Source organism: Methanobrevibacter sp., from assembly GCF_017409525.1.
Taxonomy (GTDB): domain Archaea; phylum Methanobacteriota; class Methanobacteria; order Methanobacteriales; family Methanobacteriaceae; genus Methanocatella.
Window position 1 is genome coordinate 125,794 of sequence record NZ_JAFQSO010000004.1, and the last position, 14,909, is coordinate 140,702.

Sequence of the window (14,909 nt, forward strand, 5' to 3'; positions counted from 1 at the left end):
CGTGAGAGGAACTGCATGGAAATTTGGAAATGACATTGATACAGACATTATTGTTCCAGGAAGGTATTTGATTTACACAGATGAAGAAAGGTTATCCAAGCATTGCATGGAAGGTTTGGATGCAGATTTTAGCAAAAAATGCAAGAAAGGAGATTTCATCGTAGCCGGAAGTAATTTTGGATGTGGCTCTTCAAGAGAACATGCTCCAATAGCACTTAAAGGCGTTGGAGTTTCAGCTGTTATTGCCGAGTCTTTTGCAAGAATCTTTTATAGAAATGCTACCAATGTGGGCGTTCCGCTCTTGGAAGCTCCCGGCATTACAAATCTAGTTGAGAATGAAGAAAAAATTGAAGTTGACATGGAAAACGGAACAATAACAAATAATAATGGAGAATCAATCACATTTAAAAAATTGCCTCCATTCATGTTAGAAATATTAGAACAAGGTGGTTTAATTGAATACCTCAAAAACAAAAGATAAATATCAGATAGCCATAGTTCCTGGAGATGGAATAGGCAAGGAAGTAATGGAAGCTACACTTTTTGTCCTTGATGGCTTGGATGTTGATTTTGATTATGTTTATGGCGATGCTGGAGATGAGTGCCTTGAGAAAACAGGCACAGCTCTTCCAGATGAAACCTTAGATATTATTCGCAATGCGGATGCATGCTTGTTTGGCGCAGCAGGTGAAACTGCAGCGGACGTCATTGTTAAAATACGTCAGGAAATGAAGATGTTTGCAAATTTGAGGCCTGTAAAGTCATATCCTAATACAAATTCATTGTTTGAAAATATTGATTTCATGATTGTACGTGAAAATACTGAAGGAATGTATATTGCAGATGAAGAACAATATACTGATGAGGGTGCAATTGCAAGACGTATCATAACAAGACAGGCGGAAGAGCGTATTATTGATTATGCATTTAAGTATGCTATAAATAATAGTAAAACTAAAGTTACTGCAGTTCATAAAGCTAATGTATTAAAGAAAAGCGATGGTCTGTTTAGAGAAATTTTCTATGAAGTTGCCAGTGATTATCCAGATATAGCAACTGAGGAGTTTTATGTGGATGCGACTGCGATGTATCTTATTACACAGCCTGAAAGCTTTGAAGTTATTGTTACTACAAACCTTTTCGGAGATATTTTATCCGATGAAGGTGCAGGCCTTGTAGGAGGGCTTGGTTTAATTCCTTCAGCCAACATTGGTGAAAATGCAGCCTTGTTTGAACCGGTGCATGGTTCAGCACCCGATATTGCAGGACAGGGTATAGCGAATCCTATTGCAATGATGCTGTCTGCAGTGATGATGCTTAGATACATTGGCGAAAATGAAAATGCTGATAAATTGGATGCAGCAATTTTAAAAGTATTGAATGATGCTAATATTTTAACTTGTGATTTGGGTGGTTCCGCTACAACTATGGAACTAGCTAATGCGGTTAAAAATAATTTGTAAAAAAATATATGGTGAATTAGAATATGAATTTGAAAAAGTTGAATAGAATGCAAATGGCAGCACTTTTTATCATATTTATCATGGTAATAAGTGGGGTAGCAGGTTTCCTTCTCATAATATTTTCTGGAGCTGGATAAAATGGCAAAATATGAAATAGCAGCTGTAGTGGCTGAATTTAATTACGATATTACACAAATGATGTTAGAATTAGCAAGAGCAGAAGCCGAAAATAGAGGATGCAAAATTACTAAGGTAGTAGCCGTGCCTGGCGTGTTTGACATGCCACTTGTAATCAAAAAATTGTTACAGAAAGGCGAATACGATGCAATTATTACTTTAGGTGCTGTAATTGAAGGTGCAACAGACCACGATCAAATTGTAGCACAGCATGCTTCCCGTAAAATCGCTGATTTGGCTCTTGAATATGACACACCGGTGGCACTTGGCATTACTGGTCCTGGAATGACTAGAATGGATGCTCACAGACGTGTTAAAAATGCAAAAAGCGCAGTTGAAGCAGCTATAAAGATGTGTGATAGATTAAAAGAGATTTAGTGATTTGATGGAAATCTTAAAACCTAACGAATTAAGGGAAAAATTTAGTGACCCTTGGATTGCCCCATATAAGAAAGTATTGACCATGGTGGATGGTGACAAAGTCGAAATTGTCGAGTATCATCCTTGTATTTCTGGATCTCACTGGTTATTAAATCAGTACAGAAATAATTCTGATTTAATAGACTCCGCTTATCGTGATGGAAATAAACATGTTTATTCCTGTCATTTGGGCTCAGCGCCACTAGATTTGAAAGCTAGTTTTAATGCTGCGGGCATTGATGAAATCATCGTGGATGGTGATGAAGTAAAGGTAACTCATGCAGGGCTTGCTGGAGCCGGTGTAGGTGCCGGAATGTGTAGAGGAATGGGTGAAGGTGTTAAATATGTTGAGCTCATTGAAGTTGGTGGAGGTTCAAAAGCTGGAAAGGCCACTGTTGTAACACCTAAGCTTGAAAAAGTGGTTATCGGTGTTGATGATACCGATACTAAAGATGCTGGTGCTACATGGACTATGGCTCATAATTTAGGCGTTGAACTTGCAAGCGAAGGTTTTGAATATCTGGATCACATTATAGTCCAGTTATATCCACACAACCCTCATAAGACTCAAAATTGCGTTTCCATTGCTTTGACATTTGCAGTTGAAGAGGCAAAAAAACAAGATTTGATTGATAGAGTTATTGAAATCCTTAAAAGGGATACTTTATCTGATAAAACTGCAATAGCTATTTTGGAAGGTTTAGATATTCCTGAAAAATTAAGAGAATATTCTATTGCTACAAAATCTGGAATGATGGATGTTGAAACTGCAGAAAGTGTAGCTGATGAATTAAACATTCCTCTAATCAGTGTTACTGGCGAACAGGGGAAAGTTGGAGCCCTTGCAGCTTTAGGTCTTTATGATGATGTTGAAGAAGCTGTAAAAGCATATGACAAAAAGTAATCTAAGAAATTTTTCTTAGATTTTTTCTATTTTTTAATAATAATATTCAGGAAATTGCCTTGATTGGCTTTTATAATTTGTTTTATTGAAGTGTTGTTTCTATCTTCAAATATTATACTAATTTGATGGCCGTTATATGTAAAGTTGCAGTCGCTAAAAGTGCCATTGTTGCATGTAATGGTTTTTACTTGCTTATTGTTTATGCTTATGATGTAATTTGAATTTTCGTCAAATATTCCGTATGAATAGGCAACGCTTTCGTTATCCACGAATATTTCGAAATTGCTTGCATTTATGTCTTTTGAAGATATTGAAAATTTTTCAATGATGCTGGTGTTGTCATCACCATAATGGTGAATTACTTTAACACCCTCAAATACTTCTTTTAGACGGCTATTTTGGATTATTGCTCCGTTTTCTAATTGCAACTCTTTTTCAACCTCAAGAGGTAGTCTTATAATGTCCGAATCACCAGGTCTACTGGATTCAACTTTGTAAGACACACCATTGATTATCATGGTATCGTTTACATCAATGCCTAACGTCATCATTGCATCTGTCGGCATCCGTATTTTATTTGTTTCATTTTCAATTGCAGTATCGATAGTATATGGTCCTCTTGCAGAAATAACGTTCTCTCTTGGAGAATCGTCTGCATAGATTATTAGGTTTCTTGAGTTTGGTTCGATTGATATGACTCCATTTTCAAAGTGAGCCGCACCGATAAATGTTGAAATCATTAAAAGCAAGATGACCACTGAAATAATCATCGGGAAATGAATTTTAATGAAGGATTTTACCAGGTTTCCTTTTGGAATCTTTTTAAACATTAATATTGACTGCACAATAACTTTAACAATGTAATAAACAGACAATACAATTCCAATAATGGTAATGAATACCGCAATAGCTAATGGAATAAATTTAACAAAGAAGATTGTGAATAATCCAAGAATAACTAGTGATAAACCTACAATTGACATCCTAATATAGTATCCTATATCATCTATCATTGTGACTCTACCGTACTTGTTGGCACGGTTTATGATTGTTCTGACCACTTCATTTGCCATTATGTTCAAATCGGCAAGTGGGGACATGTCATGTTGTATTGCACCGATGTCCACTTCCATGATGGATATTCCTAAAACATCAGCGTCAATAACGATACCCACATCGACACCATAATCATTTTCAAAATTAATTTTCTTTAATATTTCCTTACGTGCTGCAAACTGACCGCTTAACGGCTGTTCGAATGAAATTTCAGGGAAGAAAAAGTTTAATAAAGGCTTTGCGGTAAGTTCGGTTACACGTCCACTTTCACGAGCGAATTTAGTTTTTGTAATATCGGTCTTGCCTTCGAGAATTGGCTTGATCATTGCTTCAACTTTTTTAGAAGTTAAATTGTAGATGTCTGCATCAATAAAGGCTATGATATCACATTCGGCCTCTTTATATCCAGTGTGTAGAGCTTCACCTTTTCCTTTATTGGTTTCATGATTAATTACAATAGCGCCGGCTTTGATAGCTTCCGCTTCAGTATCATCACTTGATCCGTCATTAACAACGATGACCTCATCTACAAACGATACTTTTTTTATTACTTCTACTACTTTACCAACAGTTTCTTCCTCGTTGTATGCCGGTATAATTACTGAAACCTTTTTGTATTTTGGTTTTTTAGTTTTTATACCAGCTAGTAGAAATGCAATAATCACAACAAACCAATACACTGAATTCACCGTTATTACTTTAATATATTTATACATTTATTGTTAAAGTAGTATAAATATATATTACTTTTGCGTGTTTTTTTCACCTTATAAAAAATTTTAAGTTATTTGTAAGTCAATAATGTATTGTAATTTTAATTTAGGTAAGGATTGTAATTTTAATGATAGAAAAATACTGGAAAAAGAATTAAATTTAGCCAATTGGCAAGTCAAAAAAGTAATCAAGCTGATAGACGAGGGCAATACTATACCGTTTATCGCCCGTTATAGAAAGGATGTTACTGGTTCTTTAAATGATGAAATCTTAAGAAAATTTGATGAAAGGCTAAAGTATCTTAGAAATCTGGAAGAGCGAAAAGAAAAAGCCATAAATAGAATAGATGAGCTAGGAAAGTTAGACGATGATTTAAGATATCAGATTTTGAATGCGACTACTTTAGTGGAACTTGAAGATTTATATAGGCCATTCAAATCTAAAAAGCAGACTAGAGCTGCCAAAGCTCGTAAAATGGGTTTACAACCATTGGCAGATATTATTCTTGCGCAGGAGGTCAAGCAATCTATTAAAAAAATAGCTAAGGATTATGTTAATGATGAGGTAAAAACTCCACAGGATGCTATAGATGGTGCAAAGGACATTATTGCTGAGATAATTTCTGATAATTCTGATTTTAGAGGTAAAATTAGAAAAAATACATATTTTACAGGCCAAATCACAACAAAGGCTAAGGATAAAGAGTCATCAACAGAATATGACGTTTACTATAACTACTCGGAAAATGTTAGGAAAATTCCACCTCACAGGATATTGGCCATTAATAGGGCTGAAAAGGAAGGAGTAATCAAGGCTAAAATTGAATGTGAAAGTGAAGACATTATAAAGTATTTGAAGAGGCATACATTAAGAAATACTTCTAAAATACCTGAAAAGATAGAATATAACCCTTATACTACTCCAATTATAATAGAATCTATTAAAGATGCTTACAAGAGATTGATTGCTCCTGCAATTGAGAGAGAAATTAGAAATTACTTGACTGAAAAGGCGGAAGAAAAATCAATAGAGGTTTTTTCCCAAAACTTGAACCAATTGCTAATGTCCTCTCCACTTTCTGGAAAGACTATCTTGGGTTGGGATCCGGCTTTCAGGACTGGATGTAAATTAGCCATCATTGATAAAACCGGAAAAGTATTGGATACTTCCCTAATCTATCCAACCGAACCGCAGAATAAGGTTGAAGAGTCTATTAAAACAGTCCGCAAGTTAATTGATAGGTATGATATTAATGTTATAGCCATTGGAAACGGAACAGCTTCAAGAGAGTCAGAAGAGGTCGTTTCTCAAATAATCAAAGGAACCAATGTTGAATATATTATTGTTAATGAGGCTGGTGCATCCGTCTATTCAGCATCTGCACTTGCCGATGAGGAGTTTCCAGATTTCACTGAAGGGGAAAGAAGTGCAGTTTCTATCGCAAGAAGACTTCAAGACCCGTTAGCTGAGCTGGTAAAGATAGACCCGAAATCAATCGGTGTCGGACAGTATCAACATGACATGAACCAAAAACAACTTTCCCAGTCACTCGATGGCGTTGTTGAAAAAGTAGTTAATGAGGTGGGGGTTGACTTAAATACGGCTTCATATAGCTTGTTAAATCATGTTTCGGGCATTGGAAAAACAACAGCTCGAAATATCATTGAATATAGGGATGAAAATGGAAGTTTTACTAACAGAAAAGAGCTGTTAAATGTAAAAAAGTTAGGCAAAAAAACTTTTGAGCAATGTGCAGGTTTCGTCAAAATAGACAATCCCGACTATCCTTTGGATAATACTACGATTCATCCGGAATCATATAAACCCGCCCTTAAATTGCTAGATAAATTGAACTACACTGTTAATGATATAGGGTCAAATGACTTAAAGCTTAAAAATTTAGACCTCGAAGCTATTTCTGATGAATTGGGCATCGGCATTGAAACATTGAAGGACATTATTTCGGAACTTAAAAAGCCTGGCCGTGACCCTCGTGAAGACATGCCAAAACCGGTCTTGAGAAAAAATGTTCTATCAATTGAAGATTTGCAGGAAGGAATGATAATGCAAGGGACTGTTAGAAATATTGTGGATTTTGGTGCATTTGTTGATATTGGCGTTCATCAGGATGGTTTAGTTCATATCTCTCAATTGGTTGAAAATAAGTTTGTCAAACATCCTCTTGATATTGTTAGTGTTGGAGAAATTGTCGACGTTAAAGTTTTAGATGTCGATTTGACAAGGAATAGAATTCAATTATCTATGATAATTTAAATATTTAAAAATCAATATTATAATTATAATATTAAATTTAATTTTAAAGAAGTGATTTGATGACACCAAAGATAATGATAATTCTTGGTAGTGGTTCTGATATTGCTGTTGCAGAAAAAGCAATGGATGTCTTAGACAAACTTGAGATACCATATAGTTTAAAAATTGCATCCGCTCACAGAACTCCTAATCTTATTCGTGAAATTGTCAGTCAAGCTAGTGATGCAGGAATTGAAGTGTTCATTGGAATAGCCGGTCTTGCAGCACATTTGCCTGGAGCTATTGCTGCCTATACTCCTAGACCTGTCATTGGAGTGCCGGTCGATGTTAAAACAGGAGGAATCGATGCTTTGCAATCTATTGTCCAGATGCCTTATCCGTCTCCTATTGCTACTGTTGGGATAGATAGGGGCGACAATGCCGCATTATTGGCCGCTCAATTCATAGCTCTTCACGATGATGATTTACGCCAAAAAATCATTGGATTAAGAAAGCAATATGCATATAAAGTTTATTCAAGCAATGAAGAAATAGTTCAAAAAATAGATAGGCCATTTATCAAAAATGATTTTTTAAGAGTTAAAGACCTTAAAATCAACGAAGTAAAAATCGATGAAGATTCAAAATCACATTGTAAAAATAAAGATGCTGAAGTGGCGATCATTGTTGGAAGGCAAACAGATTTACCTAAAGCTAAAAAACTCACTGTAATATTGGATAGGCTTAAAATTACTTATGATACTAAGGTTGTTTGTCCAATCAGGTCTAATAAAAAGTTCACTAATTATGTTAAGTCCATGGAAAATGCTAAAATATTCATTGGAATCAGTTCCAACTCATCACAGGTCACAGGAGGAATTGTCGGAATTACTGATAGGCCAGTAATTGGAGTTCCATGTACTAACGAGAATAACGATGATTACATGCTTACAACCGTAAGCATGCCACCAGGAGTACCTGTTGCAACTGTTGGAATAAACAATAGTAAGAATGCAGCAGTACTCACAGCAGAAATACTTGCTATTAGCAATCCACACATTACAGAGCTTTTAGATAAATTAAAAGACAAAAAAATTAACTTATAGTGATAACATGAAAATTGATGGTAATAATGTAATAGAGATAACAGAAGAGCTTTCTGATGAATTTGAAGTAGCAAAGGTTTTAAGGAAATATCCAAAAGACACTGTTATTGTTAAAAATGTGAAAGGTTTTGACATGCCTGTTATTTCCGGAATTTGCAATACTAGGGATAAAATTGCCAAATCAATAAACTGCGAAGTGTCTGAAATTACCCAAAAGATTATTGATGCTATGGAAAAACCAATTAAGGTAGATAGATTCACAGATTTTGAAGAATATGACACTTCAGAAGTAAATCTAGATAAAATTCCAATTTTGACTCACTATAAGCGTGACGGTGGAGCTTATATAACTGCTGGCGTTGTTTTTGCACGAGACCCAGAAACAGGTATTCAAAATGCATCAATCCATAGGATGATGGTTCTGGATGATAAAAGATTGGTTATTAGAATCGTCCCAAGAAATCTTTATACTTATTTTCAAAAAGCTCAAAAATTAGGTCAGGATCTGGAAATTGCAATAGCTATTGGTATGGATCCGGCTATTTTACTTGCCAGTACAACTTCCATTCCTATTGATTATGATGAAATGGATGTAGCTAATGCATTTAAAGGAGGCAACTTGGAATTAATTAAATGCGGCAATTTAAATGTACCTCAGGCCGATATTATCTTAGAGGGTAAAATTTCAGTAACCGAAACAGTTCCTGAAGGTCCTTTCGTTGATTTGACTGACACTTATGACATTATCCGTGACCAACCTATAATCAATTTGGAAACAATGCACATTAAAAAAGATGCAGTTTACCATGCAATTATTCCAGCCGGATTTGAACATAAGCTATTACAAGGCCTTCCTCAAGAGCCAAGGATTTTTAAAGCTGTTAAAAATGCAGTTCCTACAGTTGAAAATGTCGTTTTGACTGAAGGGGGGTGTTGCTGGTTGCATGCAGTTGTATCCATTAGAAAACAGACTGAAGGCGACGGTAAAAATGCTATAATGGCCGCTCTTTCAGCTCACCCATCACTTAAGCATTGTGTCGTTGTCGATACCGATGTGGATGTATTTGACGCTGAAGATGTTGAATATGCAATATCAACACGCGTTAAAGGTGACAGGGACATCATGATTGTTCCGAATGTAAGGGGTTCATCCTTGGATCCTGTTGCGGAAAGTGATGGAACAACTACAAAAATCGGTGTGGATGCAACTAAATCACTTAAAACCTTAGAAAAATTCGAAAGAGTAAGTTTCGGCGAATAAACTACTCTTAATCTTTTTTTTATTTGTTTAATTCGTATAAGTTACCATAGTTATAAAGTGTAATGCCCTTTGGAACTTTATAGATTATGTCTTTTGTATCAAAAATAATAGGATTAGACATTTTTTTGCTGATTAACTCATAATCCGGATGTTTAAATTCATTATGGTCGCATAAGATAAGGATTAAGTCAGCATTTTCTAAAGCTTCAGATAAGCTTACAAAATTGTCTCTTTTGAGATGAGGGTCGTGTATTGCGATTTCATAATCATTTTCGAGCTTAGATATTATCTCATAAGCGGGGCTTTCTCTATCATCACCAGTATTTCCTTTATAGGAAACACCTAAAACTGCGATTTTACCTGCAGGAATTATTTTTTTAACGTATTCACATACAAAGTCAGGCATTGAATTGTTTGTGTCACGGGCCAGCTTAATTATTTTAGCTGTTTCAGGTGCTTTTGAATAGATAAAGTAAGGGTCAATCGCTAGGCAATGGCCTCCAACACCTGGGCCCGGAGAGTGCAGGTTCACTCTCGGATGCTTGTTTGCCATTTTTATAACATCCAGTGCATTGACACCAATTTCAGCACAGATTTTTGCAAGTTCATTTGCAAGTGCAATGTTGACGTCTCTAAATGTATTCTCCATGCATTTTGACAGTTCAGCGATTTTTGCTTCGGTAAGCATTATATTTCCTTCTACAAATTGCCTATATGCTTCACTAGCTTTAAGGGAGCATTCCGGTGTCACGCCTCCGATAATTCTGTCGTTGTGAACAAGCTCTTCTAATATTTTCCCTGGAAGAACCCTTTCCGGGCAATGTGCAAGATATAAATCTTCACCGATTGTAAAGCCTGCCTTTTCAAAAATAGGTTTGATAACCTCATCAGTTGACATTGGAGCCACTGTAGATTCAATGATGACTGTATTTCCTTTTTCTAAAAATGGAACTATGGATTTGCATCCATTTATGACATAGCTCAAATCACAACTGTAGTTATCAATAACATAAGGGGTTGGTACTGTAATAATGAAAACATCCGCTTTTTCGGGTGTTAACGAAGCTTTGTATATATTTTTTTTCACAGATTTTTTAATAATTTTGGCTATTCCAGGCTCTTCAATGTGAATTATTCCCTTGTTTAGGTTATCAACTATTTCCTTGTTGACATCCACTCCAATAACTTCACAATGACTTCTTGAAAAAAGAGCTGCTGTTGGAAGTCCAATATATCCCTGACCAATAATACATACTTTCATAATCACAACTCCCATTTTAAATATTACATATAATATATATTAAATCATAATTATTAAACTTTTAAGGGATTATCATGAAGATTTTAATTACAGGTTCCAACGGAATGTTGGGTCATGACCTAATAGAGGTCTTAAAGGACAAAAATGAATTGATTTTAACAACTTCCAAGACATTAGACATTACAGATAAAGATAAGACAATCGATTTTATTTTAAAGAATAAGCCTGATGTTGTCATTAACTCAGCGGCATATACCGATGTTGACGGTTGTGAGACCAACCAGGATTTGGCTTATGCGGTCAATGGGGAAGGAGTTAAAAATTTAGCTCTAGCCTGCAGGGAAGTTGACTGTCCTTTGGTCCATGTGAGCACTGATTATGTATTCGATGGAAGTGCAAGAGACCCGATTGAAGAGGATGGCGAAATAGGTCCTATTAGTATCTATGGAAAAAGCAAGCTAAAAGGTGAAGAAGCCATTTTGGACATTCTTGATAAGTATTTCATAGTAAGAACAGCATGGCTATATGGAATCAATGGTAAGAATTTCCCAAAGACAATGCTGGAGTTATCGAAAAATCACTCTGAAATTACAGTTGTTTATGATGAAGTGGGAACTCCAACCTACACCCCTGATTTGGCTTATGGAATATCTCAGTTAATCGAGACAGATTTATATGGCATTTATCATTTGACCAACTCCGGAAGCTGTTCATGGTGCGAGTTTGCTAAATACATCTTTGAAATTGCAGGCAAGGACGTTAATGTTGTTCCAGTTACAGCATCTGAATTTTCAAGGCCAGCACCAAGACCTCATTATTCAGTTTTAAAGAATAAGAAATGGATTGAAAGCGGATTTGAACCTTTAAGGGACTATAAAGAAGCCATAAGTGAATATGTTGAGCTGATTAAATGAACAAAAAACTTGTATTTGTCTCAGTGCTTATAGTTGCATTTCTAGCTATTGGTGCTGTAAGTGCTGGGTTTTTTGATTTTCTAAACTTCGGCAATGATGATGATTCAAGTGATGTTCAGGTTGTTGAAGACGGAGAATATTGCACTGTTGATGAAGTGGCTGCGTATATTAAGGAATTCCATCATCTTCCAAGTAATTACATAACCAAAGAAGAGGCACGAAGCCTTGGTTGGCATGGAGGGCCTCTTAAGGATTATGCCCCTGGAAAAAGTATTGGCGGCGATGTATTTACCAATAGGCAACATGTTCTTCCGGACAGCGATTATGACTATATAGAATGTGATATTAATGCTAACGGAACAGCCCGTGGAGCCGAAAGAATAGTTTTCAATACAGGAGACTTCAGAGTTTACTACACTTCAGACCATTACAATACTTTTGAAGAGGTGTAAGATTTGATTTTGGATGGTAGGCTGATTAGCAAGGAGGGGCATGACTATTTGAGTGAAGCCTTAAATTTTCCGGATTACTATGGAAAAAATTTGGATGCCCTTTATGACTGCTTATGTGAAATTGAAGCTGATATTGAGTTAGTTAATGCAAATGTTGTTGATGAGGATATTATTGATACTTTTAAAGACGCTGCCAGCGAAAACGAGTTTTTAAATTTTGAAATTTCCTCATAAACTTTTCTATTTTTTAAATAATCTTATTAATTATAAGAAATAAAATTCTATTAAGTGATTGTTATGAAAGGTATAGTACTTGCAGGTGGTTCTGGAACTCGCCTTTACCCTATTACGAAAGCAGTTTCAAAGCAATTGTTGCCTTTATATGATAAACCAATGATTTATTATCCTATATCTGTTTTAATGCTTGCTGGGATTCGAGAAATATTGATAATATCAACTCCTCGTGATTTGCCCATGTATAAAGATTTACTAGGTGACGGAAGCAATTTCGGTGTTGAATTTTCATATGAAGTTCAGGAAAATCCAAATGGGCTTGCAGAAGCATTTATTATTGGTGAAGAGTTCATAGGCAATGATAATGTTGCTTTAATTTTAGGAGACAATATATTCCATGGTCACAGATTTTCTGAAATATTGGAAAGAGCTAAGGATCTTGATGAGGGTGCTGTGATATTTGGATACTTCACTAACAATCCCGAAGCGTTCGGGGTTGTTGAATTTGATGACGACTGGAATGTTTTGTCTGTAGAGGAAAAACCGGAAAAACCTAAGTCAAATTATATTGTACCTGGCCTTTATTTTTATGATAATGATGTAATTGAAATAGCGAAAAACGTGAAACCTTCCGATAGGGGAGAAGTTGAAATTACATCAGTTAATGAAGAGTACCTCAAACGTGGAAAGCTTAAGGTAGAACTTTTAGGAAGGGGTATGGCCTGGCTTGACACAGGTACTCATGAGGGACTTTTAGAAGCTTCAAACTTTATTGAAACTATTCAAAAAAGACAAGGATTGTATATAGCCTGTCTTGAAGAAATAGCTTATCTTAAAGGTTACATTGATGACGAAACGTTGTTGAAAACAGCCAATGAACTTAAAAAAACTGATTATGGGCAATACTTATTTAAATTAGTTAAAAAGTGATTTTATGGGAAAATTTAAATTTACTAAATTGGACATTGACGGAATGTTTACAGTAGAACCTACCGTTTTTGAAGACAATAGGGGATACTTTATGGAATCTTATAATGAAAACGACTTTAAAGAGGCAGGTTATGATTTAACTTTTGTCCAGGACAATCAATCAAAGTCTTCTAAAGGAGTTTTAAGAGGACTGCACTTGCAAGTTAATTATCCTCAAGGAAAATTAGTTCGCGTAATTAAAGGAGAAGTGTTTGATGTCGGCGTTGATTTAAGGGCAGATTCACCTACTTACGGAAAATGGGCTGGTGCCATTTTATCTGAGGAAAATAAAAAGCAATTGTATATTCCTCCTAAATTCGCCCACGGTTTTGTAGTTTTATCCGATGAAGCCGAATTCCAATATAAATGCACAGAATTTTATCATGGTGAAGATGAAAGCGGAATCATGTGGAATGATGAGGACATTGCTATCGATTGGCCAATTGACGATATTGATGAAATTATATTGTCCGATAAGGATAAACAATGGAAGACTCTAAAAGAATCCCAAATCAAATACGAGTGATAGCATGACTAAGATTTTAGTTACAGGTGGAGCGGGATTTATTGGAAGTAATTTTGTCAGGTATATGGTTAATAAGTATTCTGAATATGAAATTATAAACCTTGATGCATTGACATACTGCGGAAACCTAGAAAACTTGAAAGACATTGAAAATAAAGATAATTATTCATTTGTTAAGGGAGACATTAGGGATAAATCTGTTGTAGATGATTTGGTAAAGCAATGTGATTATGTTATCAATTTCGCTGCTGAAAGTCATGTTGACAGAAGTATAGAGGATCCGGAAATTTTCATCAAGTCAAACGTTTTGGGAACACAGATTCTTTTGAATGCCGCTAAGGAGTTCGGCGTTGAGAAATACATCCAGATATCTACTGATGAAGTTTATGGAACTTTAGGAAAAACTGGTTATTTCACAGAAACCACTCCATTACAACCAAATAGTCCTTATTCAGCTTCTAAAGCCGGTGGAGATTTAATTACAAGGGCTTATGGAGAAACTTTTGACTTGCCGATAAATATTACCCGTTGCTCAAATAATTATGGACCTTATCAATTCCCTGAAAAATTGATTCCATTGATGATTTCAAATGCTTTGGAAGATAAGAAATTACCTATTTATGGGGATGGAAAAAATATTCGTGACTGGCTGCATGTTGCAGATCACTGTCAAGCTATTGACCTGGTTTTGCATGAAGGTAAGCTTGGTGATGTGTATAACATCGGTGGAAATAATGAAAAGGAGAATATTTATATTGTCAAATTGATTTTGGAGGAATTGGGAAAAGACGAATCATTGATTGAATTTGTAACTGATAGGTTAGGGCATGACAGAAGATATGCAATCGATTCAACTAAAATTCAAAATGATTTGGGATGGTCTCCTAGCTATACTTTTGAAAAGGGTATTGAAGAGACAATCCAATGGTACTTGGATAATCAGGATTGGACAAATCAGGTAAAAAGCGGAGATTATCAAAAATATTATGAAAAAATGTACGGTGACAGATAGTTTTACACTTGAAATGCACCTCTATTTTTAAATAATATTTACTTTTTTGATTTTTTTTTTAAAAAATAATCATAAATTTTTTATTTTTTTTTATTTTCATTTATATTAGTTTTATTTATTTATCTAGTCATTTTTTTCCAAATAAGGATACTTTTATATATTATTAATTCGTTAATATTCATTTGGA

The 14,909-nt window shown here is 35.2% G+C and carries 15 protein-coding genes; 13 read left to right on the plus strand and 2 right to left on the minus strand.

Annotated features, from left to right (window positions below):
* Position 1: 1 nt before the first annotated feature.
* From IJE64_RS02250 to mmp11, 4 genes are all read left to right on the plus strand, one after another.
* Positions 2-481, plus strand: a complete 480-nt coding sequence (locus tag IJE64_RS02250; protein WP_292781408.1) for a 3-isopropylmalate dehydratase small subunit — start codon at positions 2-4, stop codon at positions 479-481.
* Positions 456-1,463, plus strand: coding sequence for an isocitrate/isopropylmalate family dehydrogenase (locus IJE64_RS02255; protein ID WP_292781411.1), 1,008 nt, complete (start codon positions 456-458; stop codon positions 1,461-1,463). The genes IJE64_RS02250 and IJE64_RS02255 overlap by 26 nt, the downstream gene beginning before the upstream one ends.
* A gap of 138 nt (positions 1,464-1,601) precedes the next feature.
* Positions 1,602-2,018 (plus strand): 6,7-dimethyl-8-ribityllumazine synthase, encoded by a 417-nt coding sequence (gene ribH / locus IJE64_RS02260; protein ID WP_292781415.1) that lies wholly within the window; start codon positions 1,602-1,604, stop codon positions 2,016-2,018.
* Between the two features lie 7 nt (positions 2,019-2,025).
* The gene (mmp11, locus tag IJE64_RS02265) at positions 2,026-2,964 is read left to right on the plus strand and encodes a methanogenesis marker protein 11 (RefSeq protein ID WP_292781418.1); all 939 of its coding nucleotides are present in this window, start codon (positions 2,026-2,028) and stop codon (positions 2,962-2,964) included.
* 26 nt (positions 2,965-2,990) lie between these two features.
* Here the strand turns inward: mmp11 and IJE64_RS02270 are convergent, their stop codons facing one another.
* A complete protein-coding gene (locus IJE64_RS02270) occupies positions 2,991-4,700 on the minus strand; it encodes a glycosyltransferase (RefSeq protein WP_292781421.1) in 1,710 nt (569 codons plus the stop codon).
* Positions 4,701-4,821: 121 nt separating this feature from the next.
* On the opposite strand from IJE64_RS02270, the gene IJE64_RS02275 reads away from it, so the two are divergent.
* From IJE64_RS02275 to IJE64_RS02285, 3 genes are read left to right on the plus strand one after another with little or no spacing between them, the layout of a single operon-like run.
* Positions 4,822-7,008, plus strand: coding sequence for a Tex family protein (locus tag IJE64_RS02275; protein ID WP_292781424.1), 2,187 nt, complete (start codon positions 4,822-4,824; stop codon positions 7,006-7,008).
* Positions 7,009-7,067: 59 nt separating this feature from the next.
* A complete protein-coding gene (gene purE, locus IJE64_RS02280; protein WP_292781427.1) occupies positions 7,068-8,093 on the plus strand; it encodes a 5-(carboxyamino)imidazole ribonucleotide mutase in 1,026 nt (341 codons plus the stop codon).
* Between the two features lie 7 nt (positions 8,094-8,100).
* Positions 8,101-9,354, plus strand: a complete 1,254-nt coding sequence (locus IJE64_RS02285; protein ID WP_292781430.1) for a UbiD family decarboxylase — start codon at positions 8,101-8,103, stop codon at positions 9,352-9,354.
* Between the two features lie 19 nt (positions 9,355-9,373).
* On the opposite strand, the gene IJE64_RS02290 is transcribed toward IJE64_RS02285, so the two are convergent.
* Positions 9,374-10,615, minus strand: coding sequence for a nucleotide sugar dehydrogenase (locus tag IJE64_RS02290; RefSeq protein ID WP_292781433.1), 1,242 nt, complete (start codon positions 10,613-10,615; stop codon positions 9,374-9,376).
* 74 nt (positions 10,616-10,689) lie between these two features.
* On the opposite strand from IJE64_RS02290, the gene rfbD reads away from it, so the two are divergent.
* The 6 genes from rfbD to rfbB all read left to right on the plus strand — a co-directional run bounded on the left by rfbD (position 10,690) and on the right by rfbB (position 14,722).
* On the plus strand, positions 10,690-11,529 hold the full coding sequence (gene rfbD, locus IJE64_RS02295; protein ID WP_292781436.1) for a dTDP-4-dehydrorhamnose reductase: 840 nt from the start codon (positions 10,690-10,692) through the stop codon (positions 11,527-11,529).
* A complete protein-coding gene (locus IJE64_RS02300; protein ID WP_292781440.1) occupies positions 11,526-11,981 on the plus strand; it encodes a ribonuclease domain-containing protein in 456 nt (151 codons plus the stop codon). Before rfbD ends, IJE64_RS02300 begins: the two co-directional genes overlap by 4 nt.
* A gap of 3 nt (positions 11,982-11,984) precedes the next feature.
* Positions 11,985-12,215, plus strand: a complete 231-nt coding sequence (locus IJE64_RS02305; RefSeq protein ID WP_292781443.1) for a barstar family protein — start codon at positions 11,985-11,987, stop codon at positions 12,213-12,215.
* Between the two features lie 63 nt (positions 12,216-12,278).
* Positions 12,279-13,145: a glucose-1-phosphate thymidylyltransferase RfbA gene (gene rfbA, locus IJE64_RS02310; protein WP_292781447.1), complete on the plus strand. Its 867-nt coding sequence runs from the start codon at positions 12,279-12,281 to the stop codon at positions 13,143-13,145.
* 4 nt (positions 13,146-13,149) lie between these two features.
* Positions 13,150-13,710, plus strand: coding sequence for a dTDP-4-dehydrorhamnose 3,5-epimerase (gene rfbC / locus IJE64_RS02315; protein WP_292781450.1), 561 nt, complete (start codon positions 13,150-13,152; stop codon positions 13,708-13,710).
* Positions 13,711-13,714: 4 nt separating this feature from the next.
* Entirely contained in the window at positions 13,715-14,722 is a 1,008-nt protein-coding gene (gene rfbB, locus IJE64_RS02320) for a dTDP-glucose 4,6-dehydratase (RefSeq protein WP_292781453.1), read from the plus strand.
* Positions 14,723-14,909 lie beyond the last annotated feature (187 nt).

Excerpts from the sequence above, each read along its gene's own strand:
- ribH (WP_292781415.1), top strand. The coding sequence starts at position 1,602 with ATGGCAAAATATGAAATAGCAGCTGTAGTGGCTGAATTTAATTACGAT.
- mmp11 (WP_292781418.1), top strand. The coding sequence starts at position 2,026 with ATGGAAATCTTAAAACCTAACGAATTAAGGGAAAAATTTAGTGACCCT.
- IJE64_RS02275 (WP_292781424.1), top strand. The coding sequence starts at position 4,822 with ATGTATTGTAATTTTAATTTAGGTAAGGATTGTAATTTTAATGATAGA.
- purE (WP_292781427.1), top strand. The coding sequence starts at position 7,068 with ATGACACCAAAGATAATGATAATTCTTGGTAGTGGTTCTGATATTGCT.
- IJE64_RS02285 (WP_292781430.1), top strand. The coding sequence starts at position 8,101 with ATGAAAATTGATGGTAATAATGTAATAGAGATAACAGAAGAGCTTTCT.
- IJE64_RS02290 (WP_292781433.1), bottom strand. The coding sequence starts at position 10,615 with ATGAAAGTATGTATTATTGGTCAGGGATATATTGGACTTCCAACAGCA.
- rfbD (WP_292781436.1), top strand. The coding sequence starts at position 10,690 with ATGAAGATTTTAATTACAGGTTCCAACGGAATGTTGGGTCATGACCTA.
- IJE64_RS02300 (WP_292781440.1), top strand. The coding sequence starts at position 11,526 with ATGAACAAAAAACTTGTATTTGTCTCAGTGCTTATAGTTGCATTTCTA.
- rfbA (WP_292781447.1), top strand. The coding sequence starts at position 12,279 with ATGAAAGGTATAGTACTTGCAGGTGGTTCTGGAACTCGCCTTTACCCT.
- rfbC (WP_292781450.1), top strand. The coding sequence starts at position 13,150 with ATGGGAAAATTTAAATTTACTAAATTGGACATTGACGGAATGTTTACA.
- rfbB (WP_292781453.1), top strand. The coding sequence starts at position 13,715 with ATGACTAAGATTTTAGTTACAGGTGGAGCGGGATTTATTGGAAGTAAT.